General features: G+C 69.1%; 21 protein-coding genes and 2 pseudogenes. 9 read left to right on the forward strand and 14 right to left on the reverse strand.

From position 1 onward, the window contains the following. Nucleotides 1-101 precede the first annotated feature (101 nt). A complete protein-coding gene (locus LRS10_RS20085; RefSeq protein WP_308238030.1) occupies nt 102-890 on the reverse strand; it encodes a LytTR family DNA-binding domain-containing protein in 789 nt (262 codons plus the stop codon). A gap of 112 nt (nt 891-1,002) precedes the next feature. Here LRS10_RS20085 and LRS10_RS20090 point away from each other — a divergent pair, with 112 nt between their 5' ends. From LRS10_RS20090 to LRS10_RS20105, 4 genes are all read left to right on the forward strand, one after another. Then, nucleotides 1,003-1,353: a hypothetical protein gene (locus LRS10_RS20090; protein WP_257838785.1), complete on the forward strand. Its 351-nt coding sequence runs from the start codon at nt 1,003-1,005 to the stop codon at nt 1,351-1,353. A gap of 29 nt (nt 1,354-1,382) precedes the next feature. Next, nucleotides 1,383-2,075 (forward strand): sensor histidine kinase, encoded by a 693-nt coding sequence (locus LRS10_RS20095; protein ID WP_257838786.1) that lies wholly within the window; start codon nt 1,383-1,385, stop codon nt 2,073-2,075. Nucleotides 2,076-2,157: 82 nt separating this feature from the next. Continuing rightward, a complete protein-coding gene (locus LRS10_RS20100; RefSeq protein ID WP_257838787.1) occupies nt 2,158-4,074 on the forward strand; it encodes a TonB-dependent receptor in 1,917 nt (638 codons plus the stop codon). A 40-nt stretch (nt 4,075-4,114) separates the two neighbouring features. Next, nucleotides 4,115-4,720, forward strand: a complete 606-nt coding sequence (locus LRS10_RS20105; RefSeq protein ID WP_257838788.1) for a redoxin domain-containing protein — start codon at nt 4,115-4,117, stop codon at nt 4,718-4,720. 298 nt (nt 4,721-5,018) lie between these two features. Here the strand turns inward: LRS10_RS20105 and LRS10_RS20110 are convergent, their stop codons facing one another. The 7 genes from LRS10_RS20110 to LRS10_RS20135 all read right to left on the reverse strand — a co-directional run bounded on the left by LRS10_RS20110 (nt 5,019) and on the right by LRS10_RS20135 (nt 9,500). Beyond that, the gene (locus LRS10_RS20110; RefSeq protein ID WP_374570636.1) at nt 5,019-5,681 is read right to left on the reverse strand and encodes a relaxase/mobilization nuclease domain-containing protein; all 663 of its coding nucleotides are present in this window, start codon (nt 5,679-5,681) and stop codon (nt 5,019-5,021) included. Nucleotides 5,682-6,035: 354 nt separating this feature from the next. Then, nucleotides 6,036-6,560, reverse strand: coding sequence for a hypothetical protein (locus LRS10_RS20115; RefSeq protein WP_257838790.1), 525 nt, complete (start codon nt 6,558-6,560; stop codon nt 6,036-6,038). 351 nt (nt 6,561-6,911) lie between these two features. Beyond that, nucleotides 6,912-7,160 carry a hypothetical protein gene (locus LRS10_RS20120; protein ID WP_257838791.1) on the reverse strand — a complete coding sequence of 83 codons (249 nt, stop codon included), beginning with the start codon at nt 7,158-7,160 and terminating at the stop codon, nt 6,912-6,914. Beyond that, nucleotides 7,133-7,597, reverse strand: coding sequence for a nucleotidyltransferase domain-containing protein (locus tag LRS10_RS20125; RefSeq protein ID WP_257838792.1), 465 nt, complete (start codon nt 7,595-7,597; stop codon nt 7,133-7,135). The genes LRS10_RS20120 and LRS10_RS20125 overlap by 28 nt, the downstream gene beginning before the upstream one ends. A 417-nt stretch (nt 7,598-8,014) precedes the next feature. Continuing rightward, entirely contained in the window at nt 8,015-8,119 is a 105-nt protein-coding gene (locus LRS10_RS25360) for a hypothetical protein (RefSeq protein ID WP_374570641.1), read from the reverse strand. Continuing rightward, nucleotides 8,116-8,322, reverse strand: coding sequence for a hypothetical protein (locus tag LRS10_RS20130; protein ID WP_257838793.1), 207 nt, complete (start codon nt 8,320-8,322; stop codon nt 8,116-8,118). Before LRS10_RS20130 ends, LRS10_RS25360 begins: the two co-directional genes overlap by 4 nt. Nucleotides 8,323-8,375: 53 nt before the next feature. Beyond that, nucleotides 8,376-9,500, reverse strand: a complete 1,125-nt coding sequence (locus tag LRS10_RS20135; RefSeq protein WP_257838794.1) for a fatty acid desaturase — start codon at nt 9,498-9,500, stop codon at nt 8,376-8,378. Between the two features lie 1,756 nt (nt 9,501-11,256). On the opposite strand from LRS10_RS20135, the pseudogene LRS10_RS25365 reads away from it, so the two are divergent. From LRS10_RS25365 to LRS10_RS20155, 4 genes and pseudogenes are all read left to right on the forward strand, one after another. Then, nucleotides 11,257-11,313, forward strand: a pseudogene (locus LRS10_RS25365) (hypothetical protein); the annotation flags it as partial. A gap of 82 nt (nt 11,314-11,395) precedes the next feature. Next, on the forward strand, nt 11,396-11,770 hold the full coding sequence (locus LRS10_RS20145; protein ID WP_257838796.1) for an MHYT domain-containing protein: 375 nt from the start codon (nt 11,396-11,398) through the stop codon (nt 11,768-11,770). Nucleotides 11,771-11,786: 16 nt separating this feature from the next. Beyond that, nucleotides 11,787-12,797, forward strand: a complete 1,011-nt coding sequence (locus LRS10_RS20150) for a sensor histidine kinase (RefSeq protein ID WP_257838797.1) — start codon at nt 11,787-11,789, stop codon at nt 12,795-12,797. A gap of 115 nt (nt 12,798-12,912) precedes the next feature. After that, on the forward strand, nt 12,913-13,437 hold the full coding sequence (locus LRS10_RS20155; RefSeq protein WP_257838798.1) for a glycine cleavage system protein R: 525 nt from the start codon (nt 12,913-12,915) through the stop codon (nt 13,435-13,437). 502 nt (nt 13,438-13,939) lie between these two features. Here LRS10_RS20155 and LRS10_RS20160 read toward each other — a convergent pair. The 3 genes and pseudogenes from LRS10_RS20160 to LRS10_RS25370 form a co-directional block, all read right to left on the reverse strand. After that, nucleotides 13,940-14,581, reverse strand: a complete 642-nt coding sequence (locus LRS10_RS20160; RefSeq protein WP_257838799.1) for a TonB-dependent receptor — start codon at nt 14,579-14,581, stop codon at nt 13,940-13,942. 49 nt (nt 14,582-14,630) lie between these two features. Further along, nucleotides 14,631-15,575 (reverse strand): TonB-dependent receptor, encoded by a 945-nt coding sequence (locus tag LRS10_RS20165; RefSeq protein ID WP_374570649.1) that lies wholly within the window; start codon nt 15,573-15,575, stop codon nt 14,631-14,633. Between the two features lie 1,237 nt (nt 15,576-16,812). Further along, nucleotides 16,813-17,301, reverse strand: a pseudogene (locus LRS10_RS25370) (TonB-dependent receptor plug domain-containing protein); the annotation flags it as partial. Between the two features lie 299 nt (nt 17,302-17,600). Between LRS10_RS25370 and LRS10_RS20175 the strand changes: the two are divergent. Continuing rightward, nucleotides 17,601-18,998, forward strand: a complete 1,398-nt coding sequence (locus tag LRS10_RS20175; RefSeq protein WP_257838801.1) for a carboxylesterase/lipase family protein — start codon at nt 17,601-17,603, stop codon at nt 18,996-18,998. Between the two features lie 6 nt (nt 18,999-19,004). Here LRS10_RS20175 and LRS10_RS20180 read toward each other — a convergent pair whose 3' ends face one another. From LRS10_RS20180 to LRS10_RS20190, 3 genes are all read right to left on the reverse strand, one after another. Beyond that, a complete protein-coding gene (locus tag LRS10_RS20180) occupies nt 19,005-19,619 on the reverse strand; it encodes a TetR/AcrR family transcriptional regulator (RefSeq protein WP_257838802.1) in 615 nt (204 codons plus the stop codon). A 115-nt stretch (nt 19,620-19,734) separates the two neighbouring features. Then, nucleotides 19,735-21,138, reverse strand: coding sequence for a carboxylesterase/lipase family protein (locus LRS10_RS20185; protein WP_257838803.1), 1,404 nt, complete (start codon nt 21,136-21,138; stop codon nt 19,735-19,737). Between the two features lie 67 nt (nt 21,139-21,205). Continuing rightward, the gene (locus LRS10_RS20190; RefSeq protein WP_257838804.1) at nt 21,206-22,705 is read right to left on the reverse strand and encodes an MmgE/PrpD family protein; all 1,500 of its coding nucleotides are present in this window, start codon (nt 22,703-22,705) and stop codon (nt 21,206-21,208) included. Between the last annotated feature and the right edge of the window lie 2 nt (nt 22,706-22,707).

A 22,707-nucleotide genomic window follows, 5' to 3' on the forward strand; every position in this document is an offset into this window, starting at 1 on the left:
CAGCAGCGCCAGCGCCGAGCCAGCCCGAGCCGCCGCGCCTTCCGCTGCGGCGGCCTGGACATCTGGTCGGCGGCCGAGCCACGGTTCGTCTCGCGGGGTTGCTAAGCGCCGACGTTGAAAGCCGCCAGCACCGCGTCACGGTACTTTCGCCCCACCGGCGTCTGCTGCCCCCCTTCGAGTTCGAGCACGGGCGCCGAGAAGCGCCCTCGCAGGACCGCGCGAACCTTGTCCTTGCGCACGATCACCGACCGGTGCACCCGCAGAAACGCCTCCCGGTCCAGGGCCTTCTCCATTTCGCCGAGCAGCGCGCTGACGAGATGCGTCTGGCTCGTCGTATGAACCCGCACGAAATCGCGTTCCGCCTCCAGCCAGCGGATCTCCGCAAGCGCCAGCCGGCGTTTGTCGCTGCCGATCTTCACCCAGACGCAAGGCTCCGCGGCCGAAAGCGCGCGGCTCTCGAGCCGCGCCAGCCGGGACTGCAGCTCCGCAAGCCGTTCGCCAGCCCGCCGGCCTTCGACGGTCTGGCGCGCCTGGTCCAGCGCGGCCGCGAGCCTCGCTCGAGCGACCGGCTTGACCACGAAGTCGGTCGCCCGCAGCTCGAAAGCCTTCACTGCGTGGTCCTGGAAGGCGGTCACGAAGACGATCGCCGGGGTGACGCCGGGAGGTAGCGCCTTGAGCACCGCGAAACCGTCGACGCCGGGCATCTCGACGTCGAGCAGCAGCACGTCCGGGCGTAACGTCTCCAGCAGACGAAGCGCCTCCCGGCCGCCATCGGCCTCGCCGGCGATCTCCACATCCGAACGACCGCCCAGCATCTGGACGATCCGACGGCGGGCCAGCGGCTCGTCGTCGACGATCAGCAGCCGCAGGGGGGGATTTTTCGGCGCCAGGCATCTAACGTTTGTCGATCAAGGCGCCACGCCTGTCCAATGCCGATCGCTTCGCCGCGCGCGAGCGATCAACTTGCGGCGGCGGGCTTCGCCCGACTTTCAGGGGGCTTCGTTGAACAGCATCGGCCACCGGCGCGGGACCGTCGCGACCGACCGCCTCCATCGGGGCGCGCTCATCCTCATCGTGGTGTTCTGCACGATCCACTTCGTGATCATGGTGGTCCGGGCCCATCTGAACCACGCCTCGGGCGAACCTGGCTTCCACGATCCGATGCAGGCGCTTCCGCGCCGCTTCCTGTTCGCGCTGTTCGGCGCCGCCATGTGCGGGGTGATCTACCTCGGACTGCGGCCGCTGCGGCGCAGCCCGTTCTCGCGTCAGGCGACGGTCGGCGCGACCCTCGCCCTCCTTGTGGCCTGCATCCAGGCGGCGGGGAACGCCATGCTCTTCAATCGGGGGAGCTGAACTGGCTGCCGAACTTCCTCTACGCAGCCATGTACTGGTTTTGGTTCTTCCTCTCCTGGACCACAGCCTACCTCGCGCTCTCGTACAGCATCACCGTCCAGGAGCAGGAACGGCATGCCGCCGCTCTGGCGGTCCAGGCGCAGGAAGCCCAGGTCCGCGCGCTGCGGTACCAGATCAACCCCCACTTCCTGTTCAACACCCTCAACGCCATCGCCGCCCTTGTCCGCGATGCGCCGGATCGCGCCGAGGAGATGGTGATCCAGCTTTCCGACTTCTTCCGGCGCAGCCTGGCGGTCGATCCCAGGGAGGACGTGACCCTCGCGGGAGAGGTCGACCTGCAGCGGCTGTATCTCGAGATCGAGCGCACGCGCTTCCCCGAGCGCCTGCGGTTCGAGGTGGCGCTGACGGACGGGAGCGCCGAGGCGCGCGTGCCCGCCTTGCTGCTCCAGCCGCTGGTGGAGAACGCAGTCAAGCACGGCGTGGCGAGGTCGGAAGCCCCGAGCTGCATCCGCATCCGCGCGCGCCTGGACGGCCCTGACGTTGAGATCGTGGTGGAGGACGACGCTCAGGCGACCGGCGGTCCCGCCAAGGGGGAGTCGGTCGGCCTGCGCAATGTCCGCCACCGGTTGCGTTCACGATCTGGGGACGCCGCCACGCTGGACACCGAGGATCTGCCGCAAGGGGGATTCCGCAACATCCTGCGCATTCCGCTCCGTCGTTGACGCTCGTCGGCCCGTAGAGACGTTCGTCGATCGGTTCGGCGCCTGATCGCGTCTGTCGCCAGTCTGGCGGCAGGAGGCGCGAATGAAGTCAGGACTGTTGATCGGCGCGGGCATAGCGGCGCTGCTGGCGAACCCGGGCGCGGCCTGGGCCCAGCGGGCTGGCGAGAACGCCGTGGCCTCGGCCCAGGACGCCTTCGGCACAAGCGTCGGCAGCGAGAAGGTTGGTCTCTATTCTCCCGGCATGGCGCGGGGCTTCAGCCCGGTCCAGGCCGGGAACGTTCGGATCAACGGCCTGTACTTCGACTACCAGACGAGTCTCAACGAACGTCTGGTGTCCGGCAGCAATGTGCGGGTCGGTCTCACGGCGCAAGGCTACCCTTTCCCCGCGCCGACGGGGGTCGCAGACTTCTCGCTGCGGCTGCCGGGACCAGAGCCGGTCACCAGCGTGGTGGTCGGGGTCGGGCCCTATCTGGGCGCCAATGCGGAGATCGATGCGCAACTGCCGATCCGCGAGGACCTGGGCGTCGCCGGCGGCGTGGGCGTGGCGTCAGAGGAGATCTACCACGGCGGCGATCGCCGCCTGGTCACCGCTGCCCTCACGGCGCGTTGGCGACCCAGCGAGGCGCTCGAACTCGTTCCCTTCTGGAGCGGCCAGGCCACCCGGGGCGAGGAGGCCCAACCGGTCATCTTCACCGCCGGCGCCTATCTGCCGCCGCGCATGGACCGCCGGCGCTACTTCGGCCCCTCGTGGGCGCGTAACGCCAACCAGGGCTTCAACTACGGCATGATCGGCGGCTACCGCTCTGGCGAGTGGACCGTGCGGGCGGGCGCCTTCCGGTCCGTTTCGGAGCAGCTGCGAGCCTACAGCCCGTTCTTTCTCGGCGCGTCTCCGGAAGGCGAGGCCCAGCGCGACGTCCTCCTGGAGACCGACCGGCAGTTCGCCTCCACCTCCGGTGAGCTGCGCGTCACCCGGGAGCTGGTCGACGGCGATCGCCTGCACCTCGTGCACCTGATGGCGCGCGGCCGCCTGCAGGACCGTCGCTACGGAGGCGGTCAGCGCTTCAGGTTCGGCGTCGGCCGGATTGACGCGCCGCTCGACCTTCCTGAGCCAGACTTCACGCCAGGGCCGCAGACGACCGACGAGGTGCGGCAACTGACGGCCGGCGTGGGCTACGAGGGCCGTTGGCGCAACGTCGGCGAGCTCAGCCTAGGCGTCCAGCGCACGACCTATGAGAAGGCGGTCGTCCGTCCGTCAGGCCCTCTGCCGGTCTCGCAGTCCAGCCCATGGTTGTTCAACGCCGCCCTGTCGGTCTACGCGCGGCCCAACGTTGTCGTCTATGCCGGCTACACCAAGGGCCTGGAGGAGAGCCCCGTGGCCCCGGACGTCGCCGTGAACCGGGGCGAGGCCCCGCCGGCCATCCTGACCGAGCAGATGGACGCGGGATTCCGGGCGACCCTCACGCCGTCGCTGCGACTGGTCACAGGGGTGTTCGACGTCCGGAAGTCCTACTTCGCCCTTGATCCGGCGTTCGTCTTCCGGGACCTCGGCGAGCGGCGCCATAGGGGCCTGGAGGTCTCGCTGGCAGGCCAGCTCCACCCACGCGTCAGCCTGGTGCTGGGCGCGGTGCTGATGGACGCGAAGGTGAGCGGGGACGCCGTCGAGCTCGGCCTGATCGGGCCGCGGCCGATCGGGTCGATCAATGTCAATGTGAACGGCGCGTTGAACTGGAACGTCCCCTGGACGGAGGGTCTCTCGCTGGATCTCGCCTACGAAGGCACGTCGGACCGCATCGCCAACGCCGCCAACACCTTCGTGATCCCCGCCCGCTACGCCGCGGCCCTGGGCGCGCGATATCGCTTCGACCTGTCCGGCCGACCGGCCACGTTCCGCGCCCAGCTGGCCTCGTTCAACAACGCCTACGGCTACAACAACATGGGCGAGGGCTTCTTCTACAACCTGCCTCGCCGTTTCCAGATGAGCCTGACGGTCGATCTGTGACCGCCGGCCCCTCCCCCAGCCTGATGGAAGGATCCTCCAGATGAAGATGATGCTCGCCGTGCTGATGGCCGCCGCCATCGTGACCCCGGCCGCCGCCGCCCCCGCTGTGGGCCAGCCCGCGCCCGACTTCCGCCTGACGGATGCGGCCGGCAAGGCCGTCTCCCTCTCCGACTTCCGGGGCAGGACCGTTGTGCTCGAGTGGCACAATCCCGGCTGCCCCTATGTCAAGAAGCACTACGACAGCGGCAACATGCAGAAGACCCAGGCCACCGTCGCCCGCGATGGCGTGGCCTGGCTGACGATCAACTCGGGGGCGCCGGGCAAACAGGGTCATATGAGCGGCGCCGAGGCCCGGGCTCAGGTGGCCCAGAGCGGCGCGCAGCCGGCGGCCTATCTGCTGGATCCGCGCGGCGAGGCCGGTCGGCGCTACGGCGCAAAGACGACGCCCCACATGTACGTCATCAATAAGGCCGGCGTGCTGGTCTACGCCGGCGGGATCGACGACAAGCCGACGGCCAACCCTGCGGACCTCGTGGGCGCCCGCAACCACGTGCTCGCGGCGCTGACGGAACTGAAGGCGGGAAAACCGGTCTCTGTGCCCACGAGCCGGCCCTACGGCTGCGCGGTCAAGTACGCCGATAGCTGATCGCCTGGCGCGCCGGTCCAGCACACAGCCCCGGTGCGGGGCCTCGACCATTCGCGAGGGTCACCCTGTATGCCGTTCCGGCGAAGATCGGACGAGCCTGCCGGGAACGCCCCTCGCGCTGCGGGGCCCGCGCCGCAGCGCCTTCGCCGCCGCGGTCTTGCCCGCCGAAGCGGTCGATGATGCGGTGTTCGAGCGTGGGGTAAGGGCCTTAGTTGCGGCCAGGACCCTCTCCGCCTCCCGCGTCTGTTGAGATCGGCGCTCGCCAACACGAACCGTCCGGGACGGTCCCTGGAGGCGGTCAGCGCTCACGCCCGCGCTCTCGTGTGCGCTGCTGTTCACGCCTCTCGCGCTCCCAGGCCCCTCGGAGTTCGCGCGCCATGGCCAGGCGACGGGACTCTGGCTGAGGCATCTTTCTGACCCAGGCCTTGACCGCATCCCCGAGCTCACGATCGCCCGGCGCATCGGAGGCTCTGAGCACTTCAGCCTGCGCGAGATATAGCGCCCGGATTCGTTGCTGCCGTCGCAGAAGCGAGATCTCCCACGGCCGAGGCACGTGATCGCCTCGGACGGCCGCCAGTCCGGCTTCGAGGTAGGCCGCACGGGTCGTCTCGGCGACAGGACCTCCGCCGGCTTCATACCGATCGCCCATCCGGCGAAGCGGCCCCTGTTCACGCCTGCGGGTGACGCCGCGGGCGCGGCGAGGCGTGGCTTCCGCCTCGATGCCCCGCTCCCGCAGCTGTTCGGCCAGCAACTCGCGCCAGACGGCCACATCGGCCTTGCTTGGGTTCAGCCGCTCGCCGTTGGACCCGAAGGGGCGCACGGTCAGATGAACGTGCGGATGGTCGGTGTCGCGGTGCAGAACGAAGACATACTCGAAGCGGCCTGAGAACGCGTCCGCCGCGAAACCCCGCGCCGCGTCGCGAAAGGCCTCCGGATCGGTTTGCGCGGGCATAGACAGCACGAACGATGTTGCGACGGGGAGTCGTGCCGGTGGCGACCATCGATCAGGGCGAGGTCACCCCACTCCTCGGCGAGGTCCTTGAGATCCTCGCGCGCCAGGACGGCGCCTCGATCATCCTCAACCTCCAGCTCGCCCTTGCGAGAGACATAGTCGAGGTGGGCGCGAAGGTGGGAGGTCGACCGCACCCGTCCCGTGATCTTCACCACGACTTCCGGCGCGCCGTTCACAAGCCGCGCAAGCCGCGCCCTCGTGCTGGCGTTCAGGCGACGCGGCCGCAGCAAGGCCTCAGGCGCGACGCGCCTCTGCCGAGCTGGCGCGCGCCAGACGTCCTCGAAGCCGGGAATGGCCCTCATGTCATCCATCAACGGGATCCCAGTAGTCGAGATTGCCATGGAAGGCTTGGCCAAGCCCCGCCCAGATGTCGTGAAGCTCACGCTGCAGCCGTCCGATGGCCGCGAGCTCGGATTCCAGGGACTGCTGACCCGCCACCGCGGCTTGGACCGAGGCAGTCATCTGCTTCAGAGCGAGGCCCATACGTCGAAGCTCTGAGCGGATCGCCATCAGGGATAAGACGTCGGGCCGGGCGAAGGTCGGTCTGCCGAGCAGCCGCCGGCGCACGAGGGCCGCCACCCAGGCCGATCGCGCGAACCCGATCGAAGCGGCCAGCTGGTCGACGGCTTCGGTCTCCTCGGCCGTCAGGCGGACCATGACGCGCTGCGCGCGACCGCGCGTCTCCGTGAGCGGACGCCGCTCTTCGGCGAGCGTCACGTCCGCAAGGATCAGTCGGCGAAGCCTCGCCTCGCGCTCCGCGCGGTCCCCGCAGAGGGCGGTGAAGCGCCGCGCCACGTCATTCGGGACCTGTATGGTGAAAGTCGCCACGCCAGCAGGATGACGACCCACGCCCGGACTGGGGAGACGTAAGTCTACCCCCCGCCGCCGACGCGCTCCGGCTAAGCCGCGCCGCCGCGATGGGCCAGCCTCAGCCCCCCGGAGGCGCGCCGGCCCACCGCGGCTCAGGGGAAATTGAACTCACTCTTGGATCGTGTCGTCGGCCGCCAGTCTCGGCTCGCAAGCCCTTCGGACACGATACTGCAGGTCCGCGCTCACTCAGCCACGCGAGCTCTTCCGCAGTGATTTTGTAGTGGGGCGAGTAGCGGGGATCCACATAGGCGCGCCGGAGCAGCTCGGATCACCTCTGCTCGAACTTGCTCGTCCGAGGCCAGATGTCAATCAGTCGGGCGCCAGGCGCTCGGCCTGGGCCCGCAAGAAGCTGAGCGTGTGCGACTTCAGGCTGTAGAGCGTCAGTGTCAGCAGCAGGCAGTGGTGGAGCCGCTCCGTGGCTTGGTGAAGATCGAAGGCAGCCACCTCTGGCACCCCATCAGCGACGGCGCGCTCGAACTGGCGGTAGAACTGCCCAGCCGTCTCGAACCCGTCTTCATAGTAGCCCCGCGCTACCTCGCCTCCTCCGGCGACAGCCAACACGGCTTCGAGAACGGCTCGTCCTGCGACTGGTAGAGGAGCACCCTGTCTCGGACGATGTCCACGTAGAAAGGTCTGCCGGTGCCGAGGTGCCGGTTCACATCGGCGGGGGAATGGACGATGAAGTTGACCGGTGCCGACAGCGTCTTGGTAGTCTCGTGCTCTCGCAGGAGGTGCTCGTCGCCGCCGGCCCAATACTCGACGACGTCTGTCCGCTCCTCGTGGTTGATCACCACGAGCAGGTCGTAGTCGGAGCGGTAGCCGCTCGCCCATTCCTCCCAGTCGCCGCGGGCGCAGGAACCGAACCGCACCACCTTCACGATGCGGCCCGTGTTGCGGGTGGCGATGTGCCGTCTCCCGACGACGTCATCGGATTCGAAGGAGAGGATGGACCAAGCGCGATAGTCCGCGACGTTACTCGCCGGAGGGTAATCCAATCGGTCACAGGGCGAGGCCTCCCCCTGTTCGCGCAAGCGTTGCAAGACTGCGGGCCTGTCCGGTGTCGCGGCCAATTCGATTCCGGGCTTGCGCGTTCCTAAACGTGCAGCCGTTCAGACGAAATCCAGGTGCCCGCAAATCACGAGCCGCTGGCGGGACGCCGGCCCATAGCAGGAGCACACGTCCCAGTGACGCGCCTGGAAGAAGCGTTCCGCAACTCGGATCGTGTCGCCAGGTGCCGCAGGCGTCTTGCTGTTGAGCGGGAAGCCCTGCTCAGCATTGCTATCCGCTCGCTTGATGAACACCCGCCGTGTGTTCGCACGTTACCTGAAACCCTCGGCCGTCGCCACCGCGTTCATGACGGTCAGCCCGGTTTTGTAGGGGGCACTCGCCCGGCTTGTTAACTTCGCCTAGGATCAGAAGCGACAATGACTGAGGACATCCACTGAGACCCGAGGATCGCGCAGATAGCCGACCAAAAGAGCGGTCCCGAACTCTTTCGGGAACTCGCGAATAGTCATTCTGGCGGCTTGCAGATCGCCGATGAGCGGCAACGAAACCTTGCCCAGCCGCCCATCTTCAACTCACCGGTCAGGGCGTCCTCTCCGACGGTGATCGAACGGATCTTGTCGCCCGAGCCCAGCTCGTAGGCGACGATCTCGCAGACCGTGGTCGCCTTGAGGGTCTCAGCTGAAGCCGCGACCGCGAAACCGAAGAGACTCACGGAGGCGACCACAATTGCGGCCAACCAGTTTATCCGACGCACCCTAAAGAGCTCTAACGCGCATCGGCTCGCAGCCCACTATACCTTTGGGGCGGGGCAGCGCTCGGAATAGCGACCGGCGATCGGTCGCACCAGCAGTTGTGCGCCGCACGGCGCCTAGACTTGGGATAGAACGACCTCGCGCCCCGTCGCCCGGGCCTCTCGGAAACTGACGAGCCGTTGGCGCGCCTCGTCCCAGAGGCCCAGCCGCAGGGACAGGATCGCGTCGCGGAGGCTGAGCTCGGGGGGCCTCGGACGGCTGGCTCCCGCCGCACGACCTCCGGCAGCCGGTAGAAGGGAATCCGGGGGGCGGCGTGGTGAACGTGATGCGCCCCGATGTGGGCGGTCCACCAGGCTAGCGGCTGCGGCAGTCTTAGATGCGAGCTGCCGGCCAGCGCGGCCTTCTCGCGATCCCACGCGACGTTCGGCGCCCAATAGGTCGTCTCGTACTGGTGCTGCACATAGAAGAGCCAGACACCGATCGTAGCCGCCAGGATGACCACCGAAAGGTGCGCCACCAGGAAGGCGCGGACGCCGAAGGTCGCGATCAGGCCTGCCGCCAGCACAGCGATCCCGAGGCTGTTGCCGAGAACGCTCGCCCAGGCCCACCGCTCGCGCATCAGACCGATCGGCAGCCGGTGCTGCAGGACGAACATGTAGGCGGGCCCAAGGCCAAGCAGGGTCAGCGGGTGCCGGTAGGCGCGATACGCCACGCGCCGCCACCAGGGCAGCGCCCGGTATTCGGCGACGGTGAGGAGTTCGATCGCGCCGAGGCCTCGGCGATCCAGATCCCCCGACGTGGCGTGGTGCACCGCATGGGTCCGCCGCCAGTACTCATAGGGCGTCATAGTCAGCACGCCAGCCAATCGGCCAATCCAGGTATTGATGCAAGGGCTACGGAATAGCGCGCGATGACCGCAATCGTGCTGGATCATGAACAGACGCAAGAGGAACAGCGCCGTCGGCAGCGCCAGCGGCAACCCCCACCACCAGCCGCGAGCCACGCACAGGTAAAGCGCAGCCCAGAGAAGAACGAGCGGCGCCCCCGTCGCGGCGACCTCCGCCACACTCCGCCGCGTATCGGGCGCTTGATAGGGTGCGAGGCTGGCCGAGAAGCTTCGGCGGTCGTCTGGAGGCATGGTGGTCCTGGCAGATAAGCAGGGTCGGGTAACGCACTCGCGCGCGGTGTGTTCAGTACGGCCGAGCTGAAGATAGCGTCGACACGGCTAATCCCCGGAAGTCAGCCTTACCCTGAATAAACGAAGAGCCCCAGCAATGAACTATTTAGATAGATACAACAGCAGTTGCCTGGCCGATGGTGTCATATTTTCGGGGCATGCTCAGGGTGTGCGCGAGTCCATGCACGGTGCAACAGTGCAGATGTGCTTTTTTCGGCAGCTCGCGCCGAAGGCCTGCCAAACAGCATGATCGAGGCTCTTGCGAGAGGCCTGCCTTGTTCCCTTCCGGACATCCGGCCACGCATGAGGATGCGCGTCAAACGATCACCTACGCGGGCCCTCTCGCTCATCCCACGGCTTGCTTCCGCCGGGATGCACGGAGAGCTTACGCGGTTACCTGGCGCGCCCTGGGAGGAACTCGACCTTTGGTTAGAGGCTCTCCATCACAAGATCGGGATCAGCAGCCTGCCTGACCTAGGGACCGATTTACTGCCGACGAGGGCTTTCCCGAAGAGTAGGAGCGTGCAGAACCGCAGGAGTCAGGGTCTTTGCAGAGGCCGTACCCGCATACACGCGAGTGAGCTGGCGGAACCTGGCTCCGCTTGCTCGCCTCAGCACCCGGCTTCTCCCATCCGGTTGACACACCTCATATACCGATCAGGCCTTCGAGCGCGGTTCTGAACACACGAGCAAGTTCACACGGTCGGTGATATCGTTCTATCGCATGTTGCCCGGGCTTCAGGGGCGGGGGCTTGGTACGAGCCGCATGGCAACGCCTTCACGAAGGTGACAGTCGGTAAGATGCCCGTGGCTGCCGACCCCATCATCTATTCTATGGCTCAGTGATCGTGGCCGGCACGTGAGTCGAGACAGCGCCTCCCTCGCACCACCTCGGGCCGCTGTTCCGCCGCCACCGGAGCTGGCTCCTCGCCTTTCTCCGGCTCCGGTACGGTCGGCATCTCACCGAGCGCCTGCCGCAGGTGACCTTCCTCAAGACCGCCCAGCAGAACCCCGACCCGCGGCCCCGCCATCCCAGGGGCTGCTGGCCACCATTCCCCGCAACGCCGCCCTTGATCTCCACCTCGGCAGCGTGGTCCGCGACGACCTCCCGGCCATCGACCCGACCTTCAACTTGAAAGGCGGCGCGGCCGCGGACCAGGAGGAAACCCTCACCCTCAAGCAGATCGTTCCTGCCCTGCGGTCGCACCTACGCTGGGTCGCAGTCCTCTGCCGCTTCGCGGGCCTCACCTTTTTCCGAGACCGCCGAGCGGCTCGGGATCGCCCAGGACATGGCTGATGGCGCGGCCCTGTCCGCGATCACCCACCAGCTAGCGGTTAGCGCTGATTAACAGCCGCCTTAGACGTATCGGAGGTTCCCCGCGCCCAGATCCCCGCCCCTTATCTAGCCGATCCGTCGGAACATGCGCAAAGCTTGAGCGTTGGAGCGGAACGCGCGCGCGGGGGCCGGCCGATCCTTAGTCGCCGGATCGCTGCTGAGCCGCGCCGCGCCGGGGGAAGAGTTCAGATCGCGCCGATGCATTCCGCGCACCATTCAATCCTCATGGTCCTGTCGCTGGTCGTGGCCGTACTCGGCTCCTGGACGGCCCTCGACCTCTTCCGGCGGGTCCACGCCCACGTCGGCGCGAGCCGTCGCGTCTGGCTGGCGGCGGCGGCGATCGCCATGGGCGCCAGCATCTGGTCGATGCACTTCATCGCCATGCTGGGTTTCGATCCCGGCAGCCCAGTCAGCTACGACGTCCCGCTGACGGTCCTCTCCCTGGCCCTGGCGGTGGGCGCCACCTGCGCCGCCTTCTTCGCCGCCGCCCGCGCCGGCGCCCCGCACGAGCCGCCTGCTGTTGGCCGGGGCGCTGATGGGGCTCGGCATCTGCCTGATGCATTACGTCGGCATGGCGGCGCTGCGCACCGCCGTCTCGCTCGGCTACCGGCCGGGCTATGTGGCCGCATCGCTCGTGATCGCCGTGACGGCCGCCACCGCCGCGCTCTTCGCCGTCCGCCGCGAGCGGTCGCTCCCCTGGCGGACAGCCGCCTCGGTGATCCTCGGCCTGGCGATCGTCGGCATGCACTACACCGCCATGGCCGGTCTCACCCTCACCGTCCTGCCGGACAGCGGCCAGCCCCTCCCCGGCGCCCCCGCCCGTCGTCCTCGGCGTCGGCGTCGCCGGCGCCACCATCCTGATCCTCGCCCTGGCCCTCCTCGCCTCGCTCTATGACCAGCGCCTCAATGTGATGAGCGCCCTCGACGCCGGCGGCGTCGGCTATTGGGAGCTGACGCTGCCGGAGATGTCGCTGCAGACCTCGCCACGGGCGCGGGCGATCTTCGGGCGCAGACCCGACGCGACGTTCAGCTATGCCGACCTGCTGGCGAGCCTGTCGGAGGAGGACCGCCTTCGCCGACCGGAGCTCCTGGCCGCGGCCGCCGCCCCCGGCGCCATCCACGACGTCGAGCACGCCATCCGCCTGCCCGACGGCCTGACGCGCTGGGTGAACATCCGGGGCCGCGTGGTGCAGCGTCGCGGCGAGGCGCCCCGCCGCATGGTGGGGGTGGTGCTCGACATCACGGACCGGCGCCGGGCCTTCGAAGGTCTGGCCGACGCCGAACGCCGCCAGCGCCTGCTCATCGACGAGCTGAACCACCGGGTGAAGAACACGCTCGCCGCCGTGCAATCGATCGCCCGCCAGTCGGCGCGCGGCGCCGTATCGGTGCCGGACTTCCGCGCCGCCTTCGAAAGCCGGCTGATGGCGCTGTCTCAGACCCACAACGCCCTGACCCGGAGCAGCTGGGAGCATGCCGGCCTGCAAGAGCTCCTGCAGGAAGAGCTCAGCCCCTATGCGGCGGGGCAGTGCCATCTCGACGGGCCGCAAGTGCTGCTGCGGCCCCGGGAGGCTCTGGCGCTCGGTATGACATTCCACGAGCTGGCCACCAATGCCGCCAAGTACGGGGCCCTGAGCACGCCTGAGGGTCGTCTGGAGGTCGTGTGGGGGGTCAACGCGGCGGGGCGGCTGGCTTTGCTCTGGCGCGAGCGGGGCGGCCCGCCTGCGAAGTCCCCGGCGCGCGAAGGCTTCGGGACGCGCCTGCTGCGGGCGGCGGTGGACGGCGAACTCGGCGGCCGGTCACAGATGTCCTACGCGCCCGAGGGACTGACCGTGACCCTCACGGTGCAGCTGATAGAGCCGATCGCAGCCGCGGCGGCGAGCTCGGCGACCCACCCCGCCCACGCGCCAGCAGCGACCGGCTAGGCCGAAGGCGGGGCGACGGCCCCGGCGAGACAACGCCGCCCGCCGCCGCTAGCCTGGGAAGCTCACGCGCCGCGCCAGCGTCGCCTCCCGTTCGTGGCCATCCCCAGGAGCCCGCATGACCCGCCTTATCCTCAGCGTCACTGGCAGCGACCGGCCGGGACTTACCGAGGCCCTCGCGAGCGCGGTCCTGAGCGCCGGCGGCAACTGGCTCGAGAGCCACCTCAGCCGACTGGGCGGGCTCTATGTCGGCTCGGTGCTCGTGGATCTGGCGGCGGATCGGGAGGATGCGCTGCGTTCGGCGGTGCAGGCGGTGGACGACCAGGGCCTGGAGGTGCGGATCGCGCCAGCGCCGTCCGCCCCCTACGTCACCGGAGAGATGCTGGACCTCGAACTGGTCGGCCAGGACCAGCCGGGGATCGTGCACCACGTCACCAAGGTGCTGAGCGGGCTCGGGGTCAACATCGAGAGCTTCGACACCCGGCTCAGCCTCGAGGCCCATTCCGGCGCCCAGCTGTTCCACCTGGAGGCCCGGGTGCGGCTGCCCGCCGGCCGCGCGCTGGGCGACGTGCAGGCTGCGCTGGAAGCCATCTCTGCCGAGATCATGGTTGACCTCGCCCTGACGCCGACCCGCGCCGACTGACCGCGCGAGAGGCGGCCGGCGCGGGTGCCTGCGAGGGCGACCGCGCCGGCCCCGGCGCCCCGCTCGGTCGCGGCCGGTTGATCACAGCCCCTCGCCGCCACCTGAAGGTCTATCGGCGTCGTCCACCCCGCGACATCAGCGCCCGACGGGCTCAACATTGACCCCCATCGCCCAAGCCCCAGGTGCTCGCTTGGCGGACAACCGGGCCCGGCCCCGTTGTTAGGACGGCGCCTTGGCCGAACCAGCGCAATCGATCGGCTTAGGCGATCCCCCACGTGCGCAGATACGGTTGGGTCTTGCCGGCGTAGAGCGCGTGCGGTCGCGCTCGAGGATCAGGACGGCCTCACGGCCGGACACGCCGTCTCAGGAGTCGCCGGCTGAGGGTCGGCCTGGCGACGCTGAGTCCATCGCAACGGTCCGGCGCCGCGGAAAGGATGGCCGGGGGCGCCCGAAGGCGTCCCGGCAAGTTGCACGTCCGGATCTCGCCGGCGTGGGGGAAGAACTACCAGCGCTTGCGCACGCCGAAACGGATTGTGCGGCCCAGCGGGCTGGCCACGCCGGCGTCGTAGCCCAGCACATCGCGCGTGAAGTTCGGGTCTTCGCCGAGCAGGTTCTGGACGGTGACGGTGACCGTCGTGTCCTCGCGCACGGCTAGCTGGTAGCTGACGTCGGTGACGAACGCGGCGGGGATCTTCCTGCCGGTCAGCACGGCGACGTTCTGGCCGGCGCAGTAGCCCACGACGGCGCCCGAGTTGGCCCCGTGCGAGCCGCTGCCGGCGCCGGACGGGACCGGCGGACTGTTCGGCAGGTCGACACAGGCCGCCCCCGAGGGCACGACACCGTTGGCGGCGCCGACGTTGGCGTTGGTGGCGCCGCTCTCGAGATAGTCCGCCGTATCGTCGTTGGTCAGCGACGAGGCGAACCGCGTCGTGATGTTGAGGTTGTGGATGCCGCGGCGGTAGTTCAGGCCCAACGAGGCGCGGTCCTCGAACACGCGCTGGCTGTTGCGGCCCGTCAGCTCGTTCACGGTTCCAAGGCCGGAATAACCCTCCGCCACCACAACGCCGCCCACGACGTAGTCGCTGGCGTCGTAGGTGAGGATGTGGGTCCAGTCGAAGTTGACGGTCAGGTCGCCGCCCCACACGTCTTCCAGCCGATACGACGCGCTGACGTCGATGCCTGAGGTCTTCAGCTCACCCCCCGTTCACCAGGAACGTCTGGGTGCCCTGCTGGCCGAAGAAGTTCACCGTGCCGCCGGCCAGGCCGCCGCCGCCGGCGGGGCTGTTCAGCGCCGAAGCCGCCGTGCAGGGCCCATTGAGCTGCACGAACGGGCGGCCGCCCAGCAGCGCCTGCGGCTCGGTCAGAAGCGGGCTCGCGCAGTTGATCAGCGCCCCCGGTCCGGTCTGGCCCGGCTGCACGATCGCATTGACGAGCTGGGCGGCGGTCTGCGCCCGGCTGATGTCCCTGATCTTGATGCTGTAGTAGTCGACGTTCGCCCGGAAGCCGCCCAGCCTGACGATCGCGCCGACGTTGTAGTTGAAGCCCCGCTCGGGCTTGACCTCGAGGTTCGGGAAGTTGGCGGTGCCGAAGGTCACCGCGGTCCCGCCAAACTGGGCCGGAGCCGCCGTATTGCCGGTCGTGGTGGGCGCGCGCGGCGCCGGCGGGTTCACCTGGCTGAACGACTCGCTGGCAGTGCCGCGGAGCGCCAGCCAGTCATTGACCTGCCAGCGGATGGATCCGGACGGCACGAAGACCGAGGTGTCGACGGGGCTGACGTCCGAGAAGAACTTCTCGTAACGGCCGGCGAAGTTCGCCACGAGGGAATCGAAGATCGGCGCCCGAACCTCGAAGAACGCCGAGGCGACCGGGTAACGGCGGTCGTAGTCGAAGCCCAGGCCGCTGACGCCAGAGCCCCGGCTGAACAGGCCCGGACCCGACGCGCTGGCGCAGGTCATGACGCCCGGCGTGGCGCAGGGGTTGAGCGCCCGGTCCGCCAGGTCGCTGAGGTCGGATTCCTCACGGTAGTAGCGGTACTGGCCACCGACGGCGAAGGCGACGCCGTCCTGCGCCCAGAGACGGATCGGCGTCACCCCGCTCAGAAGCGCGTCGTAGATGGAGTATTCGCCGGTCCGGTGCATCCACATCGGCGCGTAGAGCCAGCGGACCAGCTCCTCGCTGTTCTGCAGGCCCTGCCCCGGCGCATAGCCGGCGAAGCTGCCGCTGCCGACGAAGCCGGGATTGGCCTGTCCGGTATAGACGTTGCCGGCGATCGCGGAGGCGAAGGGGTTGTAATAGAGGCAGCCGTTGGCTCCCGGCGTGGTCCCGGAGCAGTTGGGGCCGCCCAGCCCGTTCAGCGCCGCCTGCATCCGTGTGGCGAGGATATCGTTGAAGTCGAGATCGTAGGCGATGCGGTTGTAGGTGCCGGCCGCCGACCACTTCAGCTCCGTGCCCCAGATTTCCGGCAGGTCGCCTGAGAACTGGACTGTCCCCCCGCATCACGACGCTGGTGTTGTGCTGCTGTTCCAGTTCCGGAATCGGAGCTCCGCCGACGCCGAAGGGCCGCCAGGTGGCGCTGGGCAGGCCCACGCGGCCGCCGTTGACGATCTGGTAGGCCTGCGTTCCCGGCGTGTCGGGGTCGCCGAACGCCAGCGTTCCGTTCGAGTTGCGTGTGCTGAGCAGCAGGTGGCGGACCGCCGGGTTGCTACCCGCCACGGCATAGGCCGCGCTGCCGCCGATCGTCTGGGAGCTGCCCGTCGACGTCAGCGGGAAGACCAGCGGCACCGCCACGAAGGTGTCCAGCGGGATGTGTGGAACGTCGAGCTGGTAGTAGAGGCCCTCGAGGTGGACCCTGAAGTACCTGTTCACCTCGTAGTTGGCCTCGGCATAGGCCTGCCAGGTGTCCTGCTGCTCGACCAGGTTCGTGATCTGTCCGGACTGGAAGTAGCAGACCGGCGACGGCGTGGCGCTGAAGCCGGCGAAGCCGCCGAGGTCCGCGCAGAACGGATCGCGCAGGATGCCCGTCGGTCCCATCTGGACATCGCCCGCGAAGCGATTGCCGCTCGCCGCCGTCGCGCTGGGGGTGATCGCGGCCAGCTGTCCGGCCCGCTGGAAGAGATAGGAGCCGGGCTGACCGTAGGTCGTCCAGCCGGACGGGTTCATCAGGTAGGGCTGGAGCGCGAAATCCCGGTCTGTCGTGTCGAGTTCGCTGCGGTGCTGGTAGCCGACCACGAGCATGGCGTTCCAACGCTCGCCCACCTTGCCGAAGCTGATGTCGGCGTCCCAGTCCCCGTCGGAATCGTCGATGTAGCGGTAGTTGGCGTTCGTCTCGACGCCATCGAGGTTTCGCCGGGTGATGTAGTTCACGACCCCGCCGACCGCGTCCGCACCGTAGGTGACGCCGCCGCCATCCTTCAGTGTCTCGATCCGGCCGATGGCGGCGTTGGGGATGATGGCGACGTTGTTGAAGCGTCCGACAGAGCTGGAGAACTGCTCGGGGATCCGGCGGCCGTTGAACACCACCACCGTGCGCGAGGCGCTGACCGACCGCAGATTGATCGACTGGGCGCCGACGGCGAAGAGGTTCGAGCGGTTGGCCTCGCCGGCGACGCTGCCCACCTCGCTGAGGCTCTTCACCAGGTCGAGGTTCGAGGGCGAGCCGGTCTGGCGCAGCTCTTCCAGGGTCAGCGCCTCCACCGGAATGGCGGCGTCCTCGGAAGTGCCCGCGATGAAGGTGCCGGTGACGACCACCTCATCGACGGTGTTTGCAGGCCCGGCGGCGGACCGCCCCGCGTCCTGGGCGTTGGCGGCGCCGGCCGCAAGGAGCGCGAGCGCGGAGACGGCGCAGAAGTGGCGTGAGCTGACCATGGTTCCCCCCTGGGATGCGCGGGCCGTCTCACGCGGCTCCGTCGCGTTTGCAGTCAAAGAGGACTGCTAAACGACCATGTTCGTCAACCCGTGTTCGCACATGATCATTCCGAGCTTTCGAAAAATCTTGCGGGGAGGACTTGATCAGGCCCGTGAGTGGGGGAACACTTCGGGGCGCTGGAGACAAATCCAGCGCGCTCGTACCGCCGACAGGTGCGGACGGCACGAACGCCGTTTGCCGTCGGGTCGGACTGCAACGCGCACAACAACGGCTGTACGGCCGAACGAGGGGTGGAGACATGAGGGCCGCGTCCATCGCGCTGGCGTTGCTGGCGATCGCTTCGACCGCGTCGGCCGAGCCGGTGCGTCTGAAGACCGACTCGGGCGCGCTCGTCGGCGCCTCCGAAGGCGGCGTGAACAGCTTCAAGGGCTTCCCGTATGCGAAGCCCCCCATCGGTGAGCTCCGCTGGCGTCCGCCGCAACGCACCTCCTGGGATGGCGAGCGTCAGGCGACCCAGTTCGCCCTGCCCTGCCCGCAGCCGACGAACGAAGACGGCCGCCCCAACGGCGGCGGGGTCAGCGGCCCGACCAGCGAGGACTGCCTCTACATGAACGTCTGGGCGCCAAAGGACGCCCGCAATGCCCCGGTGATGGTCTGGCTGTACGGCGGCGCAGGCTACCTCGGGGCGGGCCACCTGGGGTCATATGACGGCAGCGCCTTCGCCAAACAGGGCGTGATCGTCGTGACCCTCAACTATCGGCTCGGCATGCTGGGCAACTATGCCCATCCGGCCCTGACCAAGGCGGCCGGAAGCGAGCCGGTCGCCAACTATGCGCTGATGGACGCCATCGCCGGACTGGAGTGGGTCCAGCGCAACGGCCGGGCGCTGGGCGCCGACACGAACAACGTGACCCTCTTCGGCCAGTCGGCCGGCGGCCTGATGGTCTCATCTCTGCTGGCTTCGCCGCCCGCCAGGGGCCTCTTCCACAAGGCGATCATCCACTCCGGGGCGTTCTTGGGCGGCGGCCGCAGCCTGCCGGAAGCCGAAGCAGCCGGGGTGAAGATCGCCTCCGCCCTCGGCCTTCCGGGCGAGGCCGCGACGCTCGAACAGCTCCGCGCCCTTTCGCCTGAGGCGATGACCTCGAACGCCGCGTCGCGCAGCGGGGTCTACATGGTCATTGACGGCAAGATCCGCACGATGGCCGCCCGCGACGGCTTCGCCAGCGGCGCGACCGTGGACGTGCCGCTGATCGTGGGGAGCAACAACGGCGAGCGCGGAGCCGGGGCCGCCCAGGAGGCCGTCCAGCTCGCCTCGACGCATGGCAAGGCGGCTGCCTGGCAATACTACTTCACCTATGTGCCGGACTGGCGCACGGCCGAGCAGCCCAAGGGCGCGCCGCACTCGGCCGAACTGCCCTATGCATTCGACGCGCTCTCGACCTCGACCACCGGGGGCGGGGCTCGGGTGACCGACGCCGACCGCGCCATGGCCCGCCGGATGAACGCCTGTTGGGTGGCCTTCGCCAAGGCTCCGGTGACGGCGACGTCCCTGACCTGCGCCGACGGTTTCGTGTGGCCGGCGCGAACGGCGCAGAACGACGCCATCGCGGTGTTCGGCGAGACGTCGCGCGTGGCGACGGCGACGCCGATCGTGGCCGAGAACGCGGCGGCCTTCCCGCCGACGGCCCCGCGCTGACGTCCCTCAGTCGATCGCCGTCACGAGTTCGCCGGTGAGCATCCGCTTGTAGCGCTCGAGCAGGCGCATGCTGGCCTCGGCCGCCGCGCGGTCGCCGGTCAGGCTGAGCTCGATGGCCAGGCCGCGCATGGCCGCCCGGTGCAGGCGGACCATGGTGTCCACCTGCTCGCGATCCCGTATGCCTATGCGCTGGGCCAGCCGCCAGACGTCCTCCCGCTGGCGGGCCTCGAACGCGGTCACCACTGCGGGAAGCCGCTCGGCCAGGGCGGCGTCCGCACGCGTCGCCATCATCACCTCGATCAGCGCCATGGCCGGAGGCTGGATGACGATTTCCCACGTAGCGTACGTCAGCGCCAGGTAGAGCGACATGCCGGCGGGCGTGTCCGCGAGACGCTCGCGAATGACGCGGTTCTGGTACAGGGCCGCGTACTCGGCCACCGCCACCATCAGATCCACCTTGGTCGGGAAGTGATGGAGGATGGCCCCCCGGCTCACCTCGGCCCGGTCCGTGACGACCTGGAAGGTCGTCGCCGCGTAGCCCAATTCGTAAAGGCAGGCGATCGCCGCCTCGATCAGCCGCTGGCGCATGGCCGCGGTGCGCTCGGCGTGCGGACCGCGCACGCCTCTGGTGCTCGGTTTGCTCTGCTTGGCCGCCATCGTCATGACCCAGGACTGACAGAGCGGAAGGCGGAAATCGACGGGAAAAATTCGAGGCCCCGTGTATCGGCCGGCGGTTCTATTCCTCGTCGCGGCTGGTGGGGCCGGGCGGCGCGCCGTTTGGCGGCGACCGCAATTCTGCCGCTCGCCCCAGCCGCGGCCTCTCTGCGAAGATCGCCACGGCCCGGCCGTTGGCTTCGGTTCGCGCCGGCCAGTGGAAGCCCTCGGCGCAGGTCAGGCCGGTGGCGTCCTTCGCCGCCTTGGCGAAGGCGACCCAGCAGGAATGCACCCGGGCGGCGACGGCGTGGTCCGCGGGCGTCATTCGCGCGCCGGCCCGGTCGGCGGCCAGGGTGTCGAAGACATAGGGAATCTCACCGGCGTGCGGGACGCCGTTGGGCTGGTCGGGGCGGCGCCAATCCGGGACGTAGTCGAAGAAGTACTGCCAGACAGGCGCACCGGTCATGGCGTGGGTGGCGACGCGCTGGGTGCCCGACAACCGACCCTCGTCGCTGGTCGTGCCGATGATGAGCGGAACGTCGATCGCCGCGCCTCCGGCGAAGCTGTCCATGATCGACTGGGTCTTCACACGCCCGTCCAGGACTGTGCGCAGCCCTGCGCCCAGCACACGGTCCTTGAGGACGACGTCGGCGGCGCTCGCGCCCCGGAGCTGCTCGAGACTTGCGCTCGCGCCGGGCAGACCCATCGCCGTCGCCAGCTGGGCGCCGCGCGCCTCCGCCCGTTCCATGGGCGTGGCGGGAGTCGGCAGGGACCCCGTGCTCTGGATGATCGCCTTGTCGAACAGGCCCTTGGCCATAGGCGAGGTCACCAGGTTGGCGACCATGGTCGCGCCCGCCGACTGGCCGAACAGGGTGACGTTGCGGGGATCGCCGCCGAAGGCCTCCGCATTGTCGCGCACCCACCTCAGCGCCGCCATGGCGTCGAGCAGGTGATAGTTGCCCAGGCCCTCTTCCGGGCCGGCGGCCGCGCTGAGCGCCGGATGGGCGAAGCCGCCCAGGGCGCCCAGGCGATAGTTGATCGTCACCAGGACCACGCCGTCGCGGGCGAAGGCGTCGCCGTGGTAGGCGCGCACATGGCCCGACCCCATCGTGCCGCCGCCGCCGTAAAGCCAGACCATCACCGGCGCCTTGCGCGCCTTGGCCGGCGCCCAGACGTTCAGATAGAGGCAGTCCTCACTGGACGGGCCGCTGACCCCGCCGCCGTTCGGGGCTCCGCCAGGATCGGTGCGCTGGAGGCACGGCATGCCGAAGGCCTCGGCCCGCCGCTCGCCGGTCCAGGACATGGGCTGTGGCGGCGCCCAGCGCAGCCGTCCCAGCGGCGGCTGCGCATAGGGCACGCCCTTGAAGACCTGGGCGGCGGGCGTCGAGGTCCCGACCAGATCACCGGAGGTCGTGCGGACGCGGACATCGGCAGCGTGGGCGGTCGCGGCCGAGAGCCACGCCGCGGCCATCAGGGCGAGCCTCACGCCGTCCTCGCGCGGTGGCGCGGCCACAGTTCGCGAACGACCGCGCGGCGGCCGGCGTTGAAGGTCGTCATCCGAACGCTCCTAGGTGGCGATCAGCCGGGCGAGCTCGCCGGCGTTGGGCAGGGTGTCGAGGGTCCAGACCCGGGCGATCAGCCTGTCCGCACGGGCCCGCCCGAGCACGGGCTCGAGCAGGCCCCCTGGCCTTGGCTTCGACTTCAGCCTTGGACATGGGGTGCGAGGGGAAGCCCACGACGTAGGGGATGTAGGTCTCGCGGCGCCGACCGGACGTCTCGGTGACGATCACCCGGGCGCTCTCTGTGCGCGGCTGCCCCGGCCCGGCTTCCTGCGCTGGGTCATGGACCACGTCGACCTTTTCCATCAACGCCTTGACCGCAGGATCTCCGTGCATGCGCGGCAGCGACTGAGCCGACACGAAGTCGAGGCGGCCGTCGATCAGGATGATTGCGCTCAGGTAGCGGAGGTTCAGGGCCGGCATGGCGGCGTCGCGGAAGGCGTCCCAGCGGCCCGGCATCTCGATGCGCACGGCGGCGACCTTGGTCCGGTCGATCTGCGGCAGGAGCTGCAACAGGCCTTCGACCGCGGGCTGGGTCGGGCCGCCCGTGGGATACTTCTTATAGGCGGTGAGCGGCATCTCCCACCGCGTTCCCAGGTCCTCGATGAGGTAACGGCGGTTCAGGTCGCCGCCGGCCGCCGAGAACATCCCCTGGTTCAGGAAGCCGGTCGGCTGATCGAGGTTCTCGCGAACGCCGCGAAAGCCGTGCTCGACCATCAGCGCCGCCTGCAGCCCGGCGCGCGCGCCCATGCCGGCGAAGACGAACGACTTCTCGACGTGCTCGACGTCCAGCATCCACTGCCAAGAGCCCGACGCCTGTTGCGAGCAATAGGTCAGGACGTCGCCGATGCGCGCCTCTTCGATGCCCATGAGCGAGGCCGCCGCGGCGGCGACGCCGAACGTTGGGCCCACGCCGTGGTTCGCCATTCCGCTCCGGCTGAGGTTGCGCAGCCCGAGCGCCTTGGGCATGCGGCCCGCCATCTCGTAGCCCACGATGACGGCCTTCAGGACCTGCAGGCCGGAGAGCTTCCGCTGTTCGGCGAGCGCGATGGCCGCACTGACGATCGCCGGCCCGGGCTGGACCAGCGCCGAGGGGATGAAGTCATTGATCTCGGCGCCATGCGCGGTCATGGCCGAGGCGAACACGGCGTCGATCAGGGCCGCACGCTCGCGGGTGGCGAGAATGATGACCGCACTCTTCCGCGCGTCACCCGACTGGGCCAGGGCGAAGCGGCGCGCCAGCACTGACGGCTCCAGATCGCGGCACGCCACCGCAGAGGCCAGGGTGTCGAGGATGTGCCGCCGGCCAAGGTCGAGGGTTTCCTCGTCGATGGCAAGGTCCTGGCTGCCGGCGATGAAGCGGCTGAGCGGGCCGGTGACCGCGGGTTCCGGCCGCGTGACCGGGGTCGTCTGGGCGACGACAGACGTGCCGGCGAGCGGGGCGGCGACGGCGAAGATCCCGGCGCCAAGCGCCTGTCTGCGGCTGGCTCGCATGG

The organism is Phenylobacterium sp. J426, from assembly GCF_024699945.1.
GTDB lineage: Bacteria > Pseudomonadota > Alphaproteobacteria > Caulobacterales > Caulobacteraceae > Phenylobacterium.

Bases quoted from the DNA above. Each gene is read 5' to 3' on its own strand.
- LRS10_RS20095 (WP_257838786.1), top strand. From the start codon at position 1,383: ATGTACTGGTTTTGGTTCTTCCTCTCCTGGACCACAGCCTACCTCGCG.
- LRS10_RS20100 (WP_257838787.1), top strand. From the start codon at position 2,158: ATGAAGTCAGGACTGTTGATCGGCGCGGGCATAGCGGCGCTGCTGGCG.
- LRS10_RS20105 (WP_257838788.1), top strand. From the start codon at position 4,115: ATGAAGATGATGCTCGCCGTGCTGATGGCCGCCGCCATCGTGACCCCG.
- LRS10_RS25360 (WP_374570641.1), bottom strand. From the start codon at position 8,119: ATGACTATTCGCGAGTTCCCGAAAGAGTTCGGGACCGCTCTTTTGGTC.
- LRS10_RS20135 (WP_257838794.1), bottom strand. From the start codon at position 9,500: ATGCCTCCAGACGACCGCCGAAGCTTCTCGGCCAGCCTCGCACCCTAT.
- LRS10_RS20150 (WP_257838797.1), top strand. From the start codon at position 11,787: ATGAGCGCCCTCGACGCCGGCGGCGTCGGCTATTGGGAGCTGACGCTG.
- LRS10_RS20155 (WP_257838798.1), top strand. From the start codon at position 12,913: ATGACCCGCCTTATCCTCAGCGTCACTGGCAGCGACCGGCCGGGACTT.
- LRS10_RS20165 (WP_374570649.1), bottom strand. From the start codon at position 15,575: ATGCACCGGACCGGCGAATACTCCATCTACGACGCGCTTCTGAGCGGG.
- LRS10_RS20175 (WP_257838801.1), top strand. From the start codon at position 17,601: ATGAGGGCCGCGTCCATCGCGCTGGCGTTGCTGGCGATCGCTTCGACC.
- LRS10_RS20190 (WP_257838804.1), bottom strand. From the start codon at position 22,705: ATGCGAGCCAGCCGCAGACAGGCGCTTGGCGCCGGGATCTTCGCCGTC.